This is a genomic window from Amycolatopsis sp. NPDC104819 (assembly GCF_055583145.1).
This window is the reverse complement of the sequence record NZ_JBVJON010000014.1, coordinates 69,735-91,230: the sequence shown is the minus strand read 5'-3', so window position 1 is coordinate 91,230 and position 21,496 is coordinate 69,735. Positions and strand designations below refer to the sequence as shown.

General features: G+C 72.2%; 16 protein-coding genes. 9 read left to right on the top strand and 7 right to left on the bottom strand.

Annotated elements, in window-relative coordinates; translation table 11 throughout:
• Nucleotides 1-37 precede the first annotated feature (37 nt).
• Both ACZ63E_RS36160 and ACZ63E_RS36155 read right to left on the bottom strand, forming a co-directional pair.
• A complete protein-coding gene (locus ACZ63E_RS36160; RefSeq protein ID WP_465340747.1) occupies nt 38-1,198 on the bottom strand; it encodes a saccharopine dehydrogenase family protein in 1,161 nt (386 codons plus the stop codon).
• A 132-nt stretch (nt 1,199-1,330) separates the two neighbouring features.
• The gene (locus ACZ63E_RS36155; protein WP_465340746.1) at nt 1,331-1,972 is read right to left on the bottom strand and encodes a GOLPH3/VPS74 family protein; all 642 of its coding nucleotides are present in this window, start codon (nt 1,970-1,972) and stop codon (nt 1,331-1,333) included.
• Between the two features lie 172 nt (nt 1,973-2,144).
• Here ACZ63E_RS36155 and ACZ63E_RS36150 point away from each other — a divergent pair, with 172 nt between their 5' ends.
• The 4 genes from ACZ63E_RS36150 (at nt 2,145) to hrpA (ending at nt 9,354) form a co-directional block, all read left to right on the top strand.
• Nucleotides 2,145-3,611: an APC family permease gene (locus tag ACZ63E_RS36150; protein WP_465340745.1), complete on the top strand. Its 1,467-nt coding sequence runs from the start codon at nt 2,145-2,147 to the stop codon at nt 3,609-3,611.
• Entirely contained in the window at nt 3,608-4,180 is a 573-nt protein-coding gene (locus ACZ63E_RS36145; protein WP_465340744.1) for a GNAT family N-acetyltransferase, read from the top strand. The genes ACZ63E_RS36150 and ACZ63E_RS36145 overlap by 4 nt, the downstream gene beginning before the upstream one ends.
• Before the next feature lie 47 nt (nt 4,181-4,227).
• Nucleotides 4,228-5,391: a lactate 2-monooxygenase gene (locus tag ACZ63E_RS36140; protein ID WP_465340743.1), complete on the top strand. Its 1,164-nt coding sequence runs from the start codon at nt 4,228-4,230 to the stop codon at nt 5,389-5,391.
• An 81-nt stretch (nt 5,392-5,472) separates the two neighbouring features.
• Nucleotides 5,473-9,354 (top strand): ATP-dependent RNA helicase HrpA, encoded by a 3,882-nt coding sequence (gene hrpA, locus ACZ63E_RS36135; RefSeq protein WP_465340742.1) that lies wholly within the window; start codon nt 5,473-5,475, stop codon nt 9,352-9,354.
• Nucleotides 9,355-9,371: 17 nt separating this feature from the next.
• Here hrpA and ACZ63E_RS36130 read toward each other — a convergent pair whose 3' ends face one another.
• The 3 genes from ACZ63E_RS36130 to ACZ63E_RS36120 form a co-directional block, all read right to left on the bottom strand.
• Nucleotides 9,372-9,770 carry a hypothetical protein gene (locus tag ACZ63E_RS36130; protein WP_465340741.1) on the bottom strand — a complete coding sequence of 133 codons (399 nt, stop codon included), beginning with the start codon at nt 9,768-9,770 and terminating at the stop codon, nt 9,372-9,374.
• Nucleotides 9,771-9,992: 222 nt separating this feature from the next.
• The gene (locus ACZ63E_RS36125) at nt 9,993-10,742 is read right to left on the bottom strand and encodes a maleylpyruvate isomerase family mycothiol-dependent enzyme (protein ID WP_465340739.1); all 750 of its coding nucleotides are present in this window, start codon (nt 10,740-10,742) and stop codon (nt 9,993-9,995) included.
• 26 nt (nt 10,743-10,768) lie between these two features.
• Complete coding sequence (locus ACZ63E_RS36120) at nt 10,769-12,460, bottom strand: bifunctional 3'-5' exonuclease/DNA polymerase (RefSeq protein ID WP_465340738.1); 1,692 nt, start codon at nt 12,458-12,460, stop codon at nt 10,769-10,771.
• 152 nt (nt 12,461-12,612) lie between these two features.
• On the opposite strand from ACZ63E_RS36120, the gene ACZ63E_RS36115 reads away from it, so the two are divergent.
• On the top strand, nt 12,613-14,247 hold the full coding sequence (locus ACZ63E_RS36115; protein WP_465340737.1) for an acyl-CoA synthetase: 1,635 nt from the start codon (nt 12,613-12,615) through the stop codon (nt 14,245-14,247).
• Here ACZ63E_RS36115 and ACZ63E_RS36110 read toward each other — a convergent pair.
• Nucleotides 14,242-14,538: a nuclear transport factor 2 family protein gene (locus tag ACZ63E_RS36110; protein ID WP_465340736.1), complete on the bottom strand. Its 297-nt coding sequence runs from the start codon at nt 14,536-14,538 to the stop codon at nt 14,242-14,244. The genes ACZ63E_RS36115 and ACZ63E_RS36110 overlap by 6 nt on opposite strands.
• Nucleotides 14,539-14,613: 75 nt before the next feature.
• Between ACZ63E_RS36110 and ACZ63E_RS36105 the strand changes: the two genes are divergently transcribed.
• Nucleotides 14,614-17,577, top strand: a complete 2,964-nt coding sequence (locus tag ACZ63E_RS36105; protein WP_465340735.1) for a helix-turn-helix transcriptional regulator — start codon at nt 14,614-14,616, stop codon at nt 17,575-17,577.
• Between the two features lie 145 nt (nt 17,578-17,722).
• Here ACZ63E_RS36105 and ACZ63E_RS36100 read toward each other — a convergent pair whose 3' ends face one another.
• Nucleotides 17,723-18,646 carry a hypothetical protein gene (locus ACZ63E_RS36100; protein ID WP_465304044.1) on the bottom strand — a complete coding sequence of 308 codons (924 nt, stop codon included), beginning with the start codon at nt 18,644-18,646 and terminating at the stop codon, nt 17,723-17,725.
• Nucleotides 18,647-19,033: 387 nt separating this feature from the next.
• On the opposite strand from ACZ63E_RS36100, the gene ACZ63E_RS36095 reads away from it, so the two are divergent.
• Genes ACZ63E_RS36095 through ACZ63E_RS36085 form a run of 3 tightly spaced genes read left to right on the top strand, consistent with a single transcriptional unit; the run spans nt 19,034 to nt 21,495 of the window.
• Entirely contained in the window at nt 19,034-19,786 is a 753-nt protein-coding gene (locus tag ACZ63E_RS36095; protein WP_465340734.1) for an SDR family oxidoreductase, read from the top strand.
• A complete protein-coding gene (locus ACZ63E_RS36090) occupies nt 19,783-20,838 on the top strand; it encodes a phosphotransferase family protein (RefSeq protein ID WP_465340733.1) in 1,056 nt (351 codons plus the stop codon). Before ACZ63E_RS36095 ends, ACZ63E_RS36090 begins: the two co-directional genes overlap by 4 nt.
• On the top strand, nt 20,839-21,495 hold the full coding sequence (locus ACZ63E_RS36085; RefSeq protein ID WP_465340732.1) for a histidine phosphatase family protein: 657 nt from the start codon (nt 20,839-20,841) through the stop codon (nt 21,493-21,495).
• The last annotated feature ends 1 nt before the right edge of the window (nt 21,496 follow it).

Here is a 21,496-nt window from a genome sequence, read left to right as displayed (position 1 = left end):
CCGGAATTTCACGCTCGGCGCTGTGAAAGCGTGAAAGTCAGAGCGTCGCGAACCGCATTCCGGCTTTGGTGAGCCGGTCGATCAGGGCGTCACCCATCGCCGTCGCCGTGGTCACCTGGCCCGCCGTTTCCGGCAGTTCGTCGGTCGCCAGGCAGAGGGCCGATTCCGCGAGCATCTTCGCCGTTTCGTCGTACCCCGGGTCGCCGCCGGACACCTCCGTCACCACTCGCGAGCCGCCGCCTTCGCCGACGAACCGGACCGAAAACCACGAGCGGGCACGGCGTTCGGGGCTCGGGCCGTTGCCGGGGGCCATCAGCCGGGAGAGCGCCCGCCGGGCCGGCGGGACCTGCGCGGCGGCGAACAGCGCGCCCGCCCCCGCGACCCCGCCCGCCAGCACCGGCAGGTGCTTGACGGCGGCGAAGTGCCGGTAGGTGAAGTCCGGCCCGTACCGCTCGGACGCGGCCGCCGACCGGCGGACGACCTCGGGGTCGATCGTCGGCAGCGGCACCGCCCACCAGCCCGCCTCGGCGACCCGGTGCGGGCGGCCGAGCGGGGCGTGTGCGAACCGGCCGGCCGGGCGTGGCTCGGCCGCCGCGCGCTCGCGGGCCACGCGGGCGCCGGCCGGCAGCCGGGACATGATGGTCAACGCGCTGAGCAGCGTGCCGCCCGAGGGCATCCCGCTCGCGCGCACGTAACCGTCGACGTGCAGCGGCACGCCTTCGGGCAGCTGCCGCACGGTGAACCAGGCGCCGAGGTCGTGCGGGATCGAGTCGAACCCGCACGCGTGCACCAGCCGCGCCCCGGTTTCGCGGGCGCGGCGGTCGTGCCTCAGGTACATCAGGTCGACGAACTCGGCTTCGCCGGTCAGGTCGACGTAGTCGGTGCCCGCCTCCGCGCAGACCGCCACCAGCGGCTCGCCCTGGGTGAGATACGGGCCGACGGTCGTGATCACGACCTTCGTGGCTTCGGCGACGGCGCGCAGCGAAGCCGGTTCACCCGAGTCGGCGACGAGCAGGTCGAGCGCGGCGAACCGGTCGTCGGCCTCGGCGAGCCGCGCGCGGACGGCTTCGAGCTTGCCGAGGTTGCGCCCGGCGAGAGCCCAGCGCAGGTCCGCGGGCGCGTGCCTGGCGAGGTACTCGGCGGTCAGCCCGCCGGTGAACCCGGTGGCGCCGAACAGGACCACGTCGTACGCACGCATGTCTCCTCCAGGGGCCGGTTTCGGCGGACGCGCTCAGGTTACCCATGAGTCACTTCCAGTCGCCGGAGGTCGTGAGTGGCAATGAGGGTTCTAACCCGAATTACCACTCACGACCGCGGTGCCGCTCGACGGTCACTTGCGGTCGCCGGTGTACACAACCGCCGCGGCCACCGCCGCCACCCCGCTGATCACGTCGGAGATGCGCCGCGGCAGGCCCTCGTGCGTGTCGGCCATCCAGGCCCGCACCTGCGCCCGGCCGAGCTCCGGCTCGCACAGGTCGTCGACGCCCGCGGTCCACGCGAGCAGCGCCAGGCACGTCGAATGCGGGTCGGGCCGGTCGACGCCGAACACCGCGGCCCGCGCCTTGTGCCGCGCCGTCGTCGAGACGAGCAGGTCGGCGGGCGGGTAGCGGTGCGTCCGGCGCAGGAACACCCGGTCGGGGGCCCGGCGGACCAGGCCGAGCGCCACCAGGTTGCCGGCGGTGGTCTCCGGCAGGTCCTCCCGCAGGTGCCCGACCCAGTCGCGCACGCTGTGCGCCGCCGTTTCCGAAACGATTTCGGAAAACACCCGGTCGAGGGTCGGAATGCCCGGCGGCCGTTCGGCGATCGGCCGGACCTTCCGGTCTTCGACCGTGATCCGCTCGGTGAACAGCAGGTCGCACAACACCGCGCCGGCCAGCCCGATACCCAGCGACGTCCGGCTGAGCACCGGGCGGCCGGTGAACTCGTCGTGCCCGAGGAAGAAGAACGAATCGACCAAGGTGAGCCGGCGCATGACGGAAATGGGCCCCCTGGGCGATCGTGGTGAGGGTGTCGAAGATAGCGGTGCGGCATCGGGCGGCTTTCGGTGCCATCACGGTTACCCCCGAACGGACGTACCGTCACCCGGGTGGGACCCCCTACTCTGGGGCGCCGCCAAGATCACGAACGGCACGGGGGAAAGGTCCATGGGTACCCACACGCCGGGGCGCGGCCTCGGCAGCAGGCGGCTCGGCGCCGCCCAGATCGTCTTTTTCGTCGTCGCGGCGGCCGGTCCGCTGTACGCGATCGCCGGCGGGGTCTCGGCGACGTACGCGGTGACGGGCAGCGTCGGCGTCCCGCTGTCGTTCGTCCTGCTGGCCCCGGTGCTCGCGCTGTTCGCCGTCGGGTACGCCGCGATGAGCCGGTACATCACGAACGCCGGCGCGTTCTACCCCTATGTGGCGCACGGGATCGGGTGCTCCGCCGGCACCGCCGTCTCGTACGTCACGGTGCTCGCCTACAGCTCGATCCAGGTCGGCGTCTACGGCCTGTTCGGCCTTTCCGTCTCCACGTGGCTCGACACGGTGTTCGGGCTGAGCGTGCCGTGGTGGCCGGTCGCGCTGCTGATGGTGCTCGTCGTCGGCGCGGGCGGGGTGCTGCGGATCGACCTCAACGCGAAGGTCCTCGGCGTCGCGCTCGGGCTCGAGGTCGCCGTGCTCGTGGTCGTCGACGTCGCGTTGCTCGGCCACCCGGCCGGCGGGTCGGTGTCGCTGGCGCCGCTCTCGCCGTCGAGCCTGTTCACCGCGGGTGTCGGCGCCGTTTTTGCCTTCTCCATCGCGGTTTTCACCGGCTTCGAGGGCGCCGCGACCTACGGCGAGGAGTGCCGCGACCCCCGCCGGACCGTCGGGCGCGCGACGTTCATCGCGATCGGCCTGACCGCGGTGCTGTACATCGCGTCGTCGCTGGCGATGGCCGTCGCGACCGGTCCGGACCACATCGTCGAGCGGGCCGCGGCGGAAGGGCCCGGCCTGCTGTTCGGGCTCGGCGCGCAGCACGTCGGCACGGTGTTCGCCGACGTGGCGTACGTGCTGTTCATGACCAGCCAGTGCGCCGCGCTGCTGAGCTTCCACAACGCCGTCGCGCGGTACTTCTTCGCGCTCGGCCGGGAAGGGCTGCTGCCCGAGGGCTTCAGCCGCACGAGCAAGCGCACCGGCGCGCCGATCGGCGGCTCGCTGGTCCAGACCACGATCGCGCTGGTCGTCGTCTCGGTGTTCGCGCTGGCCGGCCGGGACCCGTTCACCGACCTGTTCACCTGGACCGGCGTCACCGCGTCGACCGGCGTCACGATCATCATGATCGCGGTTTCGCTGTCGGTCATCGGGTTCTTCCGCCGCCACCCCGGGCGCGAGGCGTGGTGGCGGCGCGTGGGCGCGCCGGCGCTCGCGGCCGTGACGCTCACGGCGGTCCTGGTGCTGATCATCGTCAACTTCGACGTCCTGCTCGGCCCGGCCGGCGCGATCCCGTGGCTGCGGTGGGGGCTGCCGGGCCTGCTCGTGCTGGCCGGCCTGGCCGGGTTCCTGCGGGCCGAGGCGCTGCGCACCCGGCGTCCGGAGGTCTACGCGGGGATCGGCGGCCCGCTGCGGGAGGACGAAGATCTGGTGACGTCGCGGTGACGCGGGTACGGGCCGCCACACCGTCCGAACTGGACACCGTGCTCGGGATCCTGGTCGAGGCGTTCCAGGACGACCCGCTCAGCCGCTGGGTGTTCCCCGGCGACGAGCGCCGCCGCACCGGCGCGCACCCGGCGTTCTTCCGCGAGCTGCTCGGCATCGGGTTCGCGGCGGGCAGCGTCGACGTGACCGACGACCATTCGGCGGCGGTGATCTGGACACCACGAGCGGGCGAGGACTCTGAAGACGGCCCGGTCGCCGGGCTCGAGCCGGCGGAGCTCGAACGGCTGGGTGTGCTCCTCGGCCTGATGGCCGAGCGCGAGCCGCCGGAACCGCACTGGCACGCGCAGTTCATCGGCGTCCGGCCCGCCCGGCAGCGCGAAGGCCTCGGCGCGCGGCTGGTCAGCCACGGCCTCGCCCGCTACGACGCCGACGGGGTGTCGACCTACCTGGAGGCCAGCTCGCCGGACAGCGCGCGGCTCTACCGGCGGCTCGGGTTCCGCGACCACGGTCCCGCGTTCACCCCGCCCGGCGGCCCGCCGGTGCAGCCGATGCGGCGTGCCCCGGCTTGAGTCGTTACCGGCGGGTACAGTCCCGACTCGAACGTGAGGAGGCAGACGTGACCGAACGCTTCGGCAGCTACCAGAACGAGCTCTACCTGCAGGGTCTCGGTGGGGTGCTGCCGCCGTGCTCGACCGACGCGACGAAGCTCGAAGCGTCGGCCCGCGAGGTCATGGCGCCCGGCCCGTTCTCCTACGTCGCCGGTTCGGCCGGCTCCGGCACGACCGCGCGCGCGAACCGCGAGGCGTTCGACCGCTGGCGCGTCGTGCCGCGGATGCTGACCGGCGCCACCGACCGCGACCTCTCCACCACGGTGCTCGGCACCCGGCTGGCCGCCCCGGTGGCCGTCGCGCCCGTCGGCGTCCAGTCGATCGTCCACCCGGACGCGGAGTCGGCGACCGCCCGCGCCGCGGCTTCGGTGGGCGTGCCGTTCACGCTGTCCACGGCGTCGTCGACCGGCATCGAGGACGTCGCCGCGGCCAACGGCGACGGCCCGCGCTGGTTCCAGCTGTACTGGCCCGGCGACCCGGACGTCTGCGCGAGCCTGCTGGCCCGGGCGAAGAAGGCCGGCTTCACGGCGCTGGTCGTCACGCTCGACACGTGGACGCTGGCCTGGCGACCGTCCGATCTGGACCAGTCGTACCTGCCGTTCCTGCAGGGTGAGGGGCTGGCCGTGCCGTTCACCGACCCGGTGTTCCTCTCCCAGCTGGAGAAGACGCCGGAGGAGGACCGCGGCACGGCGATCCTGCGCTGGATCGGGATGATCACCGGCACCGACCGGACGTGGGACCAGCTGCCGTTCCTGCGGGAGCACTGGGACGGCCCGATCGTGCTGAAGGGCATCCAGCACGTCGCCGACGCGCGCCGCGCGGCCGAGGCCGGCATGGACGGGATCGTGGTGTCGAACCACGGCGGCCGCCAGGTCGACGGCGCGGTCGGCGCGCTGGAGATGCTGCCGGGCATCGTCGCGGCGGTCGGCGACCGGCTGGAGGTGCTGTTCGACTCGGGCGTCCGCACGGGAGCGGACGTGCTGAAGGCGGTGGCCCTGGGCGCCCGGGCGGTGCTGGTGGGGCGCCCGTGGGTGTACGGCCTGGCCCACGCGGGCGAGGACGGCGTCCGCCACGTGCTGCGGAGCCTCTTGGCCGACTTCGACCTCACGATGGGGCTGTCCGGTCACCGCACCCTGGCCGACCTCGGCCCGGACTCCCTCCAGCGCACCTGACCCGCCGGGCGGTGGGCCCGGTCACGCGGCGGGGATATTCGGAGGCCCGCGTCGTCACCCACGGCTATCCTTGGTCCAAGTATGTCCACGCCATCCCCCCTCGAAGCGCTGCGTGCGCGCCTGCCCGAGCTGATGCCGCGCGACGAGCAGCGGCTGCGCCGGCGGCTCGACGGCGCCCGCAAGGCGCGCGATCGTGACGCCGCCCTCGCGCAGATCTCCGCCGACGTCGAAAAGGCCGAGCTGCGCATCCAGTCGCGCCGCGAAAGCGTGCCCAAGATCGAGTACCCCGAAGAGCTGCCGGTCAGCAAGCTCAAGGACGAGATCGGCGCGGCCATCGCCGCGCACCAGGTCGTGATCGTCGCGGGGGAGACCGGCTCCGGCAAGACCACCCAGCTGCCGAAGATCTGCCTCGAGCTCGGCCGCGGCATCCGCGGCCAGATCGGGCACACGCAGCCGCGGCGCCTCGCCGCCCGCACGGTCGCCGACCGGATCGCGAGCGAGCTGAAGACCGAGCTGGGTGACACCGTCGGCTACAAGGTGCGGTTCACCGACCAGTCCGGGCAGGACACGCTGGTCAAGCTGATGACCGACGGCATCCTGCTGGCCGAGATCCAGACCGACCGCTCGCTGCGCCAGTACGACACGCTGATCATCGACGAGGCCCACGAGCGCAGCCTCAACATCGACTTCATCCTCGGCTACCTCAAGCAGCTGCTGCCGCGGCGTCCCGACCTCAAGGTGATCATCACCTCGGCGACCATCGACCCGGAACGGTTCTCGAAGCACTTCGACGACGCGCCGATCGTCGAGGTCTCCGGCCGGACCTACCCGGTCGAGACGCGCTATCGGCCGCTCGTCGACCCGGACGACCCCGAAGGGGACGACGAGCGCGACCAGACGCAGGGCATCCTCGAAGCCGTCGAGGAGCTGTGCGCCGAGGGCCCGGGCGACGTCCTGGTGTTCCTCTCCGGCGAACGCGAGATCCGCGACACCGCCGACGTGCTCAACCGCGCGAACCTGCGCAACACCGAGGTCCTCCCGCTCTACGCGCGCCTGTCCGCGGCCGACCAGCACCGGGTGTTCCAGCAGCACACCGGACGCCGCGTCGTGCTCGCGACCAACGTCGCCGAGACGTCGCTGACCGTGCCGGGCATCAAGTATGTCGTCGACCCGGGCACCGCGCGCATCTCGCGCTACAGCCACCGCACCAAGGTGCAGCGGCTGCCGATCGAGCCGGTGTCACAGGCGTCGGCGAACCAGCGCAAGGGCCGCTGCGGCCGCACCTCCGACGGCATCTGCATCCGGCTCTACTCCGAAGAGGACTTCGAGGCGCGGCCGGAGTTCACCGACCCGGAGATCCTGCGGACCAACCTCGCGTCGGTCATCCTGCAGATGACGTCGCTGGGGCTGGGCGACATCGCGGCGTTCCCGTTCGTCGAGCCGCCGGACCGCCGCCAGGTCACCGACGGCGTCGGGCTGCTGCAGGAGCTGGGCGCGTTCGACAGCGTCAGCTCGTCCGACCGGCGGCTCACCGACACCGGCCGCAAGCTCGCGCAGCTGCCCGTCGACCCGCGGATGGGCAGGATGGTGCTGGAGGCCGCGCGCAACGGGTGCGTCCGCGAAGTGATGATCATCGCCGCGGCACTGTCCATCCAGGACCCGCGCGAACGGCCGGCGGAGAAGCAGCAGGCGGCCGACCAGCAGCACGCGCGGTTCGCCGACCCGACGTCGGACTTCCTGGCCTACCTGAACCTCTGGGAGTACGTCTCGGAGCAGCAGAAGGCGTTGTCCGGCAACCAGTTCCGCCGGATGTGCCGCACCGAGTACCTCAACTACCTGCGGCTGCGCGAGTGGCAGGACATCTTCAGCCAGCTGCGTCAGCTGGCCAAGCCGCTCGGCATCTCGCTGAACACGACCCCGGCCGACCCGCAGCGCGTGCACACGTCGCTGATCGCCGGGCTGCTCTCGCACATCGGGCTCAAGGACCCGGCGAAGGGCGACTACCTGGGCGCGCGCGGCGCCCGCTTCGGCGTCTTCCCGGGGTCGGCGCTGTTCAAGAAGCAGCCGCGGTTCGTGATGTCGGCCGAGCTCGTCGAGACGTCACGGCTGTGGGCGCGGGTGAACGCCCGGATCGAACCCGAGTGGGTCGAGCCGCTGGCGGGGCACGTCGTCAAGCGGAACTACTCCGAGCCGCACTGGGAACGCAAGCAGGGCGCGGTGATGGCGACCGAGCGGGTGACGCTCTACGGCGTCCCGCTGATCGCCGACCGCCGCGTCAACTACGGGCGGATCGACCCGGAGATGGCGCGTGCGCTGTTCATCCGGCACGCGTTGGTCGAGGGTGACTGGCAGACGCGGCACCACTTCTTCGCCGAGAACCGCGCGCTGCTGGAAGAGGTCGAGGACCTCGAGAACCGGGCGCGGCGGCGCGACATCCTCGTCGACGATCAGACGCTGTACGAGTTCTACGACGCCCGTGTGCCGGCGGACGTGGTTTCGGTGCGCCACTTCGACACGTGGTGGAAGAAGACGCGCCACACGGACCCCGACCTGCTGTCGTTCGAGAAGTCCATGCTCATCAACGAGTCCGCGGGCGGCGTCCGCGAGGGGGACTACCCGGACTCGTGGACGCAGGGCACGCAGGTCTTCCCGCTGACCTACCAGTTCGAGCCGGGCGCGGACGCGGACGGCGTCACGGTGCACGTCCCGCTGCCGGTGCTGAACCAGGTCACCGAGGACGGCTTCGACTGGCAGGTGCCGGGGCTGCGCGCCGAGCTGGTCACGCAGCTGATCAAGTCGTTGCCGAAGGCGGTGCGGCGCAACTTCGTCCCGGCGCCCGACACGGCCCGGGACGTCCTTTCGCGAGTGTCCCCTTCGGACGGTCCGCTGCTGGAGGTGCTGGGCCGCGAGCTGCGCGCGCTGCGTGGGGTGACGGTGCCCTATGCGGACTGGGACCTTTCTTCGGTGCCGGAGCACCTGAAGATGACGTTCCGGGTGGTGGACGAGCGCGGCAAGCGCGTGGCCGAGGGCAAGGACGTCGCGGCTTTGCGGCGGCAGCTGGCCCCGAAGGTCCGGGCGACGATTTCGAAGGCGGCCAACACGCTGGAGAAGGCCGGGCTGACCAAACCGTCGTTCGGCGCGCTGCCCCGGGTGTTCGAGTCGACGCAGCGCGGCCACGACGTCAAGGCGTACCCGGCACTGGTGGACGAAGGCGCGTCGGTGGCGGTGCGGCTGCTGGACACCCCGGCGCAGCAGGAGCACGCGATGTGGGCGGGCACGCGCCGGATGCTGCGGCTCAACCTGAACTCGCCGATGAAGTTCATCACGCGGTCGCTGTCCAACTCGTCGAAGCTGGTGCTGAACAGGAACCCGCACGGCAGTGTGGCGGCGTTGCTCGAGGACTGCGTCGACTGCGCGGTGGACGCCCTGATGACGGCCGGCGGCGGCCCGGTGTTCGACGAGACCGGGTTCAAGGTGCTGCTGGAGAAGGTCCGGGCGGGCCTGCACCCGGAGGTCCTGGCGGTACTGACGGACGTGGAGAAGATCCTCCGCGCGGCGAACGACGTCGAGGTGGCCCTGCCGTCGACACGCGGGCCGGCGGAGTCCCTGGCGGACATCCGAGCTCAGCTGGCGGGCTTGGTATATCCGGGCTTCGTGACGGCGACCGGTGCGTCGCGGTTGCGGAACGTGGTGCGGTACCTCCAGGGGATCTCGCGCCGGTTGGAGAAGCTGGTTTCCGAGCCGACCCGCGATCTGCAGCGCACGGCGGACGTCGCGTGGGTGACGGCGGAGTACTCGGACGCGGTGGCTTCGCTGCCGCCGGGGACGTCTTCGCCCGCGTTGCGCGAGGTGCGGTGGATGATCGAGGAGCTGCGGGTTTCGTTCTTCGCCCAGACGCTGGGGACGGCTCGTCCGGTGTCGGTGAAGCGGATCACGAAGGCGATTGACGACGCTTTGGCCTAGCGCGCTTACGGTGACAGTCATTTGGCGATGAGTGTCACGGTGGCCACGCACGCGGACGCCATGCCGGCAAAGGCGGAGAAGGTCGCGGCCTGCCCGCCGACGCTGCTGAACACCCGTCGTCCGAGCCGGCCCCAGTACTGCTGCCGGACCGCCATCTTGATCTTCTGCCATTTGTGATGCCGAAGGTGGCAGCCCATCAGGATGCCGTAGGCGTTGTTGCGGCACAGCTGGCCATTGCGGTTCTCCGCGCAACACCACATCGGGGCCTGGAAGAGGCTGTATAGTGCCACCAGCCCCGAGAGGACCGCTATCACGCCGGGTCCGATCGACGGCAGGAACCACAGCCAGACCACCACGACCAGCAGCAGGTATCCCCAAAGGCTCGCCAGCACTTTTTTGGTGGTTTTCTTCGCCATATGCATCGAACTTAGTCGGCTGGATTCGGGACACGATAGCGCTGGACGGTTGAGATGCGCGGTTCCGGGGATTCCTCGGTCTCACGCATTGCGAGGTCTTCTAGGCCGAAGGAATGGCCCGGCCGTCCGCCATGTGGTCAGTGATGACGGAGGCGTCACGCGTGATCGATGAGGCGCCGAGAACCGGATTCGCCGTCGCGCTTACTCCCGGCATTGCGTTTGTCAGAGGAAGACCCGGGCGATTTCCAGCCACTTCGCCGCATCATCGCCCACCGCGGTGAGGCCGGTGTCAGCCAGCGCACGGCGGTGAGTGACCCTCAAACAGAAATCCACCGCACTACCCCGGACCCGTTGCGCAGCATCTTCCGGCCCCCACGCCCAGGACTCACCACCAGGCCCGGTCAGCTCGACGCGGAACGGCTCCCCCGGAAGAGGCAGCTGAGCGGCGTAAAACGACAACGTCCGCCCCTCCACGCCGAGGGACGCCACATCCCGCAGGCGCTCGGACGGCTGGTGCGGGACACCCAGCGTGTCGAAGATGTCCTGCCCGTGCGCCCATGTCTCCATCAGCCGCAGCGGCACCATCAGCCTTGCCGTCGCCTGGGAACCGAACCAGGGGGACGCCTTCTCCAATGGCACGTCCCGCAGTGCCGCCGCCACCTCGGCCCGACCGGCTCGCCAGGACTCCAGCAGCGCCTCACGAGGCCGGGCCGCGCCCTCGGCGGCGTCGATGTCCGCATCCTTCGGGACTTCGTCGAAAGCCTCCGGAGTCCGGAGGGCGATCAGCAGGTTCGCGTCGGCCGCTGTGAGGTGGGCGATCTGGTGGGCGATCGTCCAGCCCGCCGCCGGCGTGGGGCGGGTCCAGTCGGGCTCTGCCGAGACGAGCTCGTCCAGCTCGTCGCCCTCGGCCACCAGGCCGGGCAGTGCCAGGTCACGGTCCACCGCGGAAAGGTCGAGCCCGTAGTCGATCATCCGTGCCGAGGGTACCGAAAAGCGGCTCACTTCGCGTCGGCGTAGGTGTCGACCGGGGCGATGTGCAGCGGAAACCTGACCGGGCACGCCGGGCCGAACAACATCCTCGCCGCCGCCGTCACGCTGTCCACAATGGACTCGGTCACCTCGGTGGCCAGCTCGGCCGGGGTGTGCACGATGACCTCGTCGTGCTGGAAGAACACCAGGTGGGCCGGGGCCGGGAGGCGCTGCCGCAACGTCGCCAGCAGCACCGCCGTCATGTCGGCCGCGCTCGCCTGGACGACGAAGTTGCGCGTGAACCGGCCCCAGCCGCGGGACGCCCGGCGGGCCTTCAGCTCCGCCGCCTCGTCCGAGGCCAGCCCGCCGGTCAGCTCGCGCCACGCCGCCGACGGCGCCGGGGACGTCCGGCCCAGCCGAGACCGGACGCGTTCGCCGCGCTCGCCCGCCTGGGCCGCGTGCTCCACGTACGCGACCGCGTCCGGGAACCGCTGCCGCAGCAGCCCCAGCAACGGCCCCGCCTCGCCGGACGTGCCGCCGTACATCGCCGACAGCATCGCGATCTTCGCCCGCGCCCGGTCGTCGCGGTCGTCGTCCGGGGACAACGGGACCCAGCGGGCGCCGGAAAACAGCGCCTCCCCAAGGCGGGCGTACAGGTCCGTCGCCGCCGCGACGTCGGCGAGGCGCCGGTCGCCCGACAACGCCGTGAGCACCCGGGGCTCCAGCTGCGCCGCGTCGGCGACCACCAGCTTCCAGCCCGGGTCCGCGCGCACGCACGTCCGCAGCACCTTCGGGATCTGCAGCGCCCCGCCACCCCGGCTCGCCCAGCGCCCGGACACCACCCCGCCGACGACGTAGTGCGGGCGGAACCGGCCGGCGGCGACCCACTCGTCGAGCCACGCCCAGCCGTTCGCCGTGTACAGCCGCGAAAGCTCCTTGTACTCCAGCAACGGCCCGACCGCGGGGTGGTCGACGCCCTTCAGGAAGTACTTCCGCGCCGAGGGCACCTCGATCCCGGCGCGCGCCAGCGCCCGCACGACGCTCGGCGGCGAGTCCGGGTTGACCGGCCGCCCGCCGAACGCCTCGCTGATCTTCGCCGCCAGCTCCACCAGCGCCTTCGGCCGCTCGCCGGGGCGCACCCGCGGGCCCAGGCGCGACGCCAGCAGCTCCTCGTGCAGGTCGGTTCGCCACGGCAGGCCGTCGGCCGACATCTCCACCGCGGCCAGCGCGCTCGCCGACTCCGCGGCCAGCAGCAGCCGCAGCCGCTCCGGGTGCTCGGCCGCGGCGACCCGCCGGTCCTGCTCCGCTAGCACCCGCTGGACCGCCGTGACGACCGTCACGCCCTCGGGCAGCGTCGGGGCCCGCGTGTCGAACAGCGTCGGCTGCGCCAGCTCGACGGCCACCGAGTCGACCGGCGCCTCCTCGCCGTTCGCCCTGGCCCAGGCGGCGAGCAGGCTCCGCGACTCGCCCTCCCGCCCCTCGTACGCCAGCAGCAGCCCCTCCGCCAGCGCGACGTCGTAACAGCGCTGCACCCGCACCCCGGCCGCGACCAGCACCGGGTACAGCAGCTCGGCCGACGGGAACACCCAGCGCGGCCGCAGCGACGCCTCCAGCTCCCGGGCCACCTCGGCGAACCCGGCCTCGTCCAGGCTGTCCACCGTCGAGGACGGCGAGCGCACGGTGAAGCTCCCGTCCTCCTCCCGCCCGGCGATCACCTGCACGAAGACATTGTGCCGACCACCACCGACAGTTTCGGAGCCGTCGCGGCTGGTGCGTTCCCGGCGGGCTTGGTTTACTCTCCAGTAGCCCCCATACCGCCGGTACGCCGTGCCGTCGGCATGGGCTCTCTTCCCGCAGCAACGGAGGTGCCTGGATGAGGCTGGTCGCGCTCGCCACGCAAGTGGCGGACAAGGTGGCCGAGACGGCCCGCAGCGTCGACGTCATGCGCCGTGCCGGCCTCGTTCCCTTCCCCAGACTCGACGAAGGGGTCCGCTCCCTGGTCGCGCTCCGGAAGTTCGGCCCGTTCGCCGGCGCCAACCACATCTCCGCGCGCCGCGACCCGACCGCCGTCGGCATCGTCGACGAGCTCGGCCCGCTCACCTACAAGCAGCTCGACGACCAGTCGAACGCGCTGGCCAGGGCCTGGTCGCAGCGTGGGATCAAGCCCGGCCAGGTCGTCGCCGCGCTCTGCCGCGACCACCGCGGCCTGGTGCTCACCATGGCCGCGTCCGGCAAGCTCGGCGTCCGCCTGCTGCTGATGAACACCGGCTTCGCCAAGCCGCAGTTGGCCGACGTCGCCAAGCGCGAGGGTGTCACCGCGCTCGTGTACGACCAGGAGTTCACCGGCCTGCTCGACGCCATCCCGGCGGACGTCGACCGCTACCTCGCCTGGGTCGACGCCGACAGCGACCTGAGCGACCGGGCCGTGCCGGTGCTGTCCGAGATCATCGCCAGCACCGACGACCGGCCGTGGCCCGCGCCGGCCAAGCCGGGCGGTTTTGTGCTGCTGACCAGCGGCACCACCGGCACCCCGAAGGGCGCGCCGCGGCCGCACACCTCGGCGCTGGCCTCGGCGCAGTTCCTCGACCGGATCCCGCTGCGCTCCAACGAAGCGACGTACATGGGCGCGCCGCTGTTCCACGGCACCGGCCTGTCGCAGTTCATCCTGTCCTTCGCGCTCGGCTCGAAGGTCGTGATGCGCCGCAAGTTCAGCCCGGAAGAGACGTTGCGCGGGGTCGCCGAGCACCGCTGCACCGCGCTCGTCCTGGTGCCGACGATGCTGCAGCGCATCGTCGACCTCCCGAAGGAGGTCCGCGAGAAGTACGACACCTCGTCGCTGCGGATCATCTTCGTCGCCGGCTCGGCACTGTCGCCGGACCTCGGCAACCGCGCCAACGAGGCGTTCGGCCCGGTCGTGCACAACCTCTACGGCTCGACCGAGGTCGCCGTGGCCACCGTCGCGACACCGGCGGACTGGGCGAAGGCGCCGGGCACGGTCGGCCGCGCGCCGGTCGGCTGCAAGGTGGCGCTCTACGACCAGAACGGCGGCCGCGTCACCGAGCCGAACGTGACCGGGCGGGTGTTCGTCGGCAGCGGCCTCAGCTTCGGCGGGTACACCGACGGCCGCCACAAGGAGATCATCGACGGCCTGCTCTCCAGCGGCGACGTCGGCCACTTCGACGAAGACGGCCTGCTGTTCATCGACGGCCGCGACGACGAGATGATCGTCTCCGGCGGCGAGAACGTGTTCCCCATCGAGGTGGAGAACCTGCTGGTCGAGCGTGAGGACGTGCTCGAGGCGGCGGTGGTCGGCATCGACGACCCGGAGTTCGGCCAGCGGCTCAAGGCGTTCGTGGTGCGGGCCGAGGGCTCCGACCTCGACGTCGACACGGTCCGCGAGTACGTCAAGGCGAACCTCGCGCGCTACAAGGTGCCCCGCGACGTCGAGTTCCTGGACGAGCTGCCGCGCAACGCGACCGGAAAGGTGCTGCGCACCAAGCTGTCATGAGCCGCGCTGGACGTTGACGATCCGCCAGCGTCCTTCGCGGCGCTCGGCGACGACAGTGCACGCGGCGCCGTCTCGGCGTCCGGTCGCGACGCCGACCGTCGGGGTCACCTGCAGGCGGCTCCACCGGAACGCGCCCGCCGGGGCGTGGGCCGGCCAGGTGTCCCGGTCGAGCACCACGCCGGCCGGGCCGTCCCCGCGGAAGCCGTCGGCCAGCAGGGACGCCAGCGCACCGGGGTCACCGCGGGCCTCGGCGTCGCGCCAGCGGGCCAGCAGCTCTTCGAAGGTGTCCACGCTCCGAAGGTCGCAGCCGCGGCTTTCCGGGACATCTGCCACCTGGCCGAGATCCGCTGGCAGACTGGCCGGGCCATGACCGAACCGAACCTCTTCCCCGCCGGCACGGTGACCATCCTGTGCGCCGGCGACGCGCCCCCGCTCGCCTTCGCGACGCCCGAAGAGGCGCTCGCGGCGGTGACCGAGGGGCCGGCCGCCCTGCACACCGGCGAAGCGCTGGTCCGCGAAGACGGCACGCCGACCGGGCCCGCCGTCCGGCGGTGCGAGCTGCTGCGGGAGCTGGCCGACGGCCGGACGCTCGTCTCGGCGCGCGCCGCGGCGGCGTTCGAGGAGGCCGTCACCCTGCACGACCTCGGGGTGCACCGGCTGGCCGACCTCACCGCGCCCGAGCGGATCTTTCAGCTCGGCGGGACACCCACGCCGCTGCGTTCGCTCGACGCCGTGCCGAACAACCTGCCGGTGCAGCTGACCGGGTTCGTCGGGCGCGCGGCCGAGACCGCGGACGTCCGGCGGCGGCTGGCCGGCGGCGGGCTTGTCACGCTGGCCGGTCCGGGCGGCAGCGGCAAGACGCGGCTGGCCGCGCAGGTCGCCGCCGCGGCCGCGCCCCGCTGGCCGGACGGCGTGTGGTGGGTCGAGCTGGACACCGTCACCGGACGGGACGCCGTCGCCGAGCTGGTCGCCGCCACCCTCGGGGTGCCGGTGGAGCCGCACGCGGGCGCCGCGCGGTCGGTCGCGACCGAGCTGCGCGACCGGCGGGTGCTGCTCTGCCTCGACAACTGCGAGCAGGCCCTCGACGGCGTCGCGGACGTCGCCGTCGAACTGCTCCGGTCTTGTCCCGAGGTCGCGCTGCTGACGACCAGCCGGGAGCCGCTCGGCGTGCCGGGGGAGACGGTGTGGCGGGTGCCGCCGCTGGCCGTCGAGGAGGCTGTCGCGCTGTTCGTCGAACGCGCGGGCGCGGTGCGTCCCCTGTTCACTTTGGACACTTCGAGCGCGGTCGCCGTCCGGTCGGTCTGCACTCGCCTCGACGGCATCCCGCTGGCCGTCGAGCTCGCCGCCGTGTGGCTGGGAACCCTTACCCCGCACCAGATCGACGCCGGGCTCGGCGACCGGTTCGCCCTGCTCACCCGCGGCCCGCGCGGCGTCCCGGAGCGGCAGCGGACGCTCGAAGCCTCGATCGCGTGGAGCCACGACCAGCTCGACGACGGCGACCGCGCGGTGTTCCGGCGGCTCGCGGTGTTCGCCGGCGGGTTCACCCTGGACGCGGCCGGCGGCCCGGCCGCGCTGCCCGCGCTGGGCCGGCTGGTGGACAAGTCCCTCGTGGTCGCCGAGGACGGGCGGTACCGGCTGCTGGAGACGTTGCGCGAGTACGCGGCGGTCCGCCTCGCCGAGGCGGGCGAGGCCGACGCCGTCCGCGAGCGCCACCTGGACAACTACCTCGCGCTCGCCGAGGCCGCCGAGCCCGATCTGGACCGGGACAAGGACGCCTGGCGGGCCCGGGTGGAACCCGAGCGCGACAACCTGCGCGCGGCCCTGGAATGGGGGCTGACGCGGGAAGATCCCGATCGTGGCCGCCGGCTCGCCGCCGCCGTCGCGTGGCTGTGGAACCTGCGGGGGCGGGGGCACGAGGGCCTGGCGTACCTGAAGCGCGCGGTGGCGCGACGCCCGGACGAGCGGTCGCCGCTGCAGGCGCGGCTGTTCACCGGGATGGGCCTGGTCGCCGACACGACCGCGCCGTTCGACCTCGAAGCCGCGCGGCAAGGCCTGGAACTGGCCACCGAACTCGGCGAAGCGAGCCTTCGCGCGCGTTGCCTTTCGCTCACCGCGCTCGGTCACCTCTACACCGACTTCGACGCCGCTGAGGATCTCGCCGCCGAAGCGGAAAAGGTGGCCGAAGCCGCCGAAGACGGCTTCGCGCGCGACAGTGCGTTGATGCTGCGAGGAATCATCCAGTTCGCGCGCGGCCGTCACGACGAAGCCGCGCCCCTGCTCGCCGAAGCGGCCGAAGGGCTGCTTCGCCGGGGTGACCGCGGGCTCGGCTCGACCGTCCTGAGTGTCCGGTCCGGCATCGCGCTCGCCGGGGCCGACCTGCCGCGGGCGCGAGAGCTCGCCGAGGAGGCGGTGGCGGTGGCCGCACCGCTCGGGGACTTCCACCGCGTCAACACCACGCTGAGCCGGCTTGCGCTGGTGCACTGCTTCGCCGGTGACGACGAGGCCGGGTTCCGTGTGATGGAGCCGTTTCTGCGGCTGCTCGAGACCGCCGGAGACGTTTTTGTGCCCGGCATGGCGCAGGTGATGGGGGAGCTGCACTGGCGTCGCGGCGACCACGAGGAGGCCGCGCGCTGGTTCGAGCGTGAAGCCGTGCCGGGGACGTACCTGGCGTCGCAGGGACTGGCCGAGCGCGGCGCCCTGTTGCGCGCGCTGGGCCGCACCGAGGAAGCCGCTGAAGTGCTGGCCACCGCCGTCGAGCTGACGCGCGGGTGGTCGCTGCCGTCGTCCCTGGCCGACGCGCTCGACCAGCAGGGGCACCTGGCCGAGCCGGAGCAGGCCGCGGAGCTGCACCACGAGGCGTTGACGCTGCGCCTCGACCACGGCCTCCGGCTGGGTGTCCTGGCGAGCCTCGACGCGCTCACCGTCCTCCTCGCCCGCACCGGACGACCGGGAGACGCCGCCAGGGTGCTCGTGTCGGCGGACCGGGCCCGGGCCGAGCTGGGTTTCCCGCGTCGGGCGGGGGAACAGGCCGAGCTCACCGGGCTCGGGCTCGCCACGGAAGAGGCGCCGATGGGGCTCGACGACGTCGTCGCGTTCGTGCGCCGGACGCGGGGTGCGCGCGGCCGCTTGTCGAGTGGCTGGGGCAGCCTGACGCCGACGGAGCTGGAGGTCGTGAAGCTCGCCGCGACGGGCTGCAGCAACCCCGAGATCGCCGGGCGCCTGTTCATGAGCCGCGGCACGGTGAAGACGCACCTCGCGCACGTCTACGCCAAGCTGGGCATCGCGAACCGCACCGAGCTCGCCACGGTCGCCGCGCCCCACCTGACCTGACCAGGGTCCCGGCAAAGTCGGGGCGAACGTGACCGGCAAGCCGCTGCGATGTCGTGAATGACTCATTCACCTCGTCAGAGGTCATGAATGAGTCATTCATGACCCTCCCGGACCGCTACCGCGACCTCCGGCTGACGGCGGGCGCTCAGTCCCAGTCGATGCCGAAGACGCCGGGGCCGAAGTCCAGCGCCACCGCGTGCACGCCGTCCCCGCCGTCGAGCTTCAGCGGGCGGCGGCTGAGGGAGCCGGTCGAGCCGTTGCGGGAGTACTGCCAGCAGCGCTCGGGCGCGGTGCCCGGCGCGAACCGGACCTCCAGCAGGTACTCCCGCACCGGCCGCCGGAACTCGCGGTAGTGCGTGTTGCGGCACTCCGGGTACGGCGGCCCGCTGTTGGTCAGCGTGTACTCGATCAGGTGCGTCTCACCCCGGTCGATCGGCTGGCCGAAGAGCAGTTCGGCGACGATCAGGCCGTGCGCCTCGTCGACCTCCGCGCGGCCGACGCGGCAGTTGCGCACGGCGTGCAGCTCCGGCGGGCCGGCCGCCGGGTCGTCCTGGGTGTAGACGAGCAGCCAGCGGTCCTGGCCGTCCGCGGCGGCCTGGAACACCGCCCGCGCGGTGACCGCGCGCTGGCCGCCGTCCGCGGCGATCTCGCACCGGTCGTGCAGCCCGACCAGCTTCAGCGGGTGCTGGTGCTCGAGCGCGTCCGGCGCGCCGACCTTGTCCAGCAGCGGCTGCAGCACCTCACGCGGGAACGCCATCGGCTCGGCCGGGCGCTTCCCGGCGCCGCCGCGCGGCCGCGGCGGGGGCAGCAGCCCGAGCAGGGCGCCGGCGGGGACGTCGAGGATCTCTTCGAGCGTGCGCACCGCCGAGAGCGAGCTCTGCCGCTCCGGCTGCCGCTTGCCGGACTGCCAGTAGCTGAGGGCGGTGACACTGACGACCACCCCGCGGGCCCGCAGCCGCGCCTGGATCCGGTCGAGCGACAGCCCGCTGGTGGCGATGGCCGCGCGCAGCTGGGTGGCGAACGCGGTGCGCCCACCTTCGTGGCCGTCACCGGCCGTGCTGCCCGCCATTGCTGATCCGACCCGCCCCGTGCCGTCCCCCGACGATCCCCGACACGGAGCACGTTAGCAGGATTTATCCGGTCGACCGCGTCCCTGTTCGCCCGGGTTGCCACTGACCGCCGGGCGCGCGCCCACCCGGCCGAACGGGCTAGTACTGGCAACTGTGAACCATTGCCCCGGCCTGGGCGGACGCGCTTGTATGACCTTGCCTGCGCCGGTGGCACCGCCTCCCCCTCACGGCCCATCCGGGCGCCGGCGAAGAAGCCGTGGACAACGGCTCCGGCTCACCCGGCCGCGTTGTGCGACCGGCCGGGGTGGCCGCGCGATGACCGGTGGCCCGGCGACGCCCCCAGCGCCGGGCCACCGGTCTTATTACTTCCGGGTAGCATCCCCGGCATGACGCTCCGCAAGAACATCCTGATCACGGGCGCGAGCAGCGGCTTGGGCGAAGGCATGGCCCGCCAGTTCGCCGCGAAGGGGCGCAACCTCGCGTTGTGCGCGCGGCGCACCGACCGGCTCGAAAAGCTGGCCGCCGAGCTGACCGCGGCGAACCCCGGGATCAAGGTCGTCACGCGCAAGCTCGACGTCACCGACCACGACAGCGTCTTCACCGTTTTCGAGGAGTTCCGGGAAGAGCTGGGGTCCCTCGACCGGGTGATCGTGAACGCCGGGCTCGGCAAGGGCCAGCCGGTCGGGAAGGGCCGCTTCGACGCCAACCGGCAGACCCTCGAGGTCAACTTCGTCGCGGCCGCCGCCCAGATCGAAGCCGCCGCCGGGATCTTCCGCGCGCAGGGCGCCGGGCACCTCGCCGTCGTCTCGTCGTTCAGCGCGATCCGCGGCCTGCCGGGCAACCTTACCGCGTACGCCGCTTCGAAGGCCGGGATCTCGGCGTTCGTCGACGGCACCCGGCTGGAGCTCAAGCGCAAGGGCATCACCGTCACCGACATCCGGCCCGGGTACATCGAGTCGGAGATGAACGACCGCATCGGCCGGAACCCGCTGCTGGCCAAGGCCGAGAGCGGGGCGCGAGCGCTGGTCAAGGCGGTCGAGGCCGAGCGGGCGCGGGCCTACGTCCCGGCGTGGCCGTGGGTGCCGCTGAGCCTCGCCATGCGCGTCGTGCCGGCGTGGATTCTGAGGAAGTTCGCGTGACCACCGTCGAGGTGCGCGAGGAAGACGCCTTCGACGCCGTCGCGGTGCACGAATGGCTGTCCGCGAAGGTCGAGGGCCTCGGCGCCGAGCCGCCGGCCGTCCGGCAGTTCCCCGGCGGCGCGTCGAACCTGACGTACCTGCTGAGCTACCCGGACCGCGAGCTGATCCTGCGCCGCCCGCCGGCCGGGCACAAAGCGGCGTCGGCGCACGACATGCGGCGCGAGTACCGCGTGCAGCACGCCCTCAAGCCGGTGTTCCCGTACGTGCCGCGGATGCTGGCCTTCGGCGACGACCCGGCCGTGCTCGGCGGCGACTTCTACGTCATGGAGAAGCTCGACGGCCTCATCCTGCGCGGCAACCTGCCCGAGGGCATGACGCTGACCCCGGAGCAGGCGCGCGAGCTGTCCGGCAAGGTGGTCGACCGGCTCGTCGACCTGCACGCCGTCGACGTCGAACGAGCCGGGTTGAGCGACCTCGGCAAGGGCACGGGGTACGTCGAGCGGCAGATCCGCGGCTGGTCGGACCGGTACGTCGCGGCGCGCACGGACAACGTCGGCGACTTCGCCGAAGTGCGCTCGTGGCTGGCTTCGAACCAGCCCGCCGAAGTGAAGATCTGCCTGATCCACAACGACTACCGGCTCGACAACCTGGTCCTCGACGGCGCGTCGACGTTGAACATCACCGGCGTGCTCGACTGGGAGATGGCCACGCTCGGCGACCCGCTGATGGAGCTGGGCAGCATGCTCGCCTACTGGGTGCAGGCCGGCGACGACGACGTCATGCAGGCCAGCCGCCGTCAGCCGACCCACCTGCCCGGCATCTTCACGCGCGAAGAGTTCGTCGCGCGTTACGCCGAGAAGACCGGGCTCACGATCGGCGACTGGCGGTTCTACGAGGTCTACGGCCTGTTCCGGCTCGCCGCCGTGCTCCAGCAGCTCTACCGGCGCTACGTCGACGGCGCCACCCGCAACCCGGCGTTCAAGGACTTCTGGCAGTTCGTCGGGTACCTCGACTGGCGCTGCCGGGAGATCATCGCGAAGGGGAGTGTGTAGGTGGGCGCGATCTACCTGGTCCGGCACGGCCAGGCGTCGTTCGGCGCGGCCGACTACGACGCGCTGTCGCCACAGGGCTTCGAGCAGTCCACTGTGGTCGGTGCGGAACTGCTGCGGCGCGGCGTTTCCTTCAGCCAGGTCCGGTCGGGCACGCTGGCCCGGCAACGCGACACCGCGGCGACGGCGCTGAAGGTGCTCGGCCTCGACGCCCCGGTGGTCGAGGACCCGCGCTGGAACGAGTACGACCACGTCGACATCGCGCGGCACCACGCGGGCGGCGCGCCGCAGGAGGATTCCCGGGCTTACCAAGGGGTATTGGACGCGGCGCTGACGGCGTGGACGTCGGCCGGCTCCGGCGGGCCGTGCGCCGAGACGTGGCCGGCGTTCCTCGCGCGTTGCCGGGACGCGCTCTCGGACCTCGTGGCGTCACTGGGCAAGGGGGAGCACGCGGTCGTGTTCACCTCCGGCGGGGTGATCGCCACGCTGTGCGGGCTGCTGCTGGGGACCCCCGAAACCGGGCTGCTCAAGCTCAACCGCGTCACGGTCAACGGCGGCATCACGAAGCTGGTTTCCGGGCGCGGCGGTGTCACACTGCTTTCGTTCAACGAACACCCGCACTTCGAGGCGGCCGCGGCGCGGCTGCTCACCTACCGTTAGG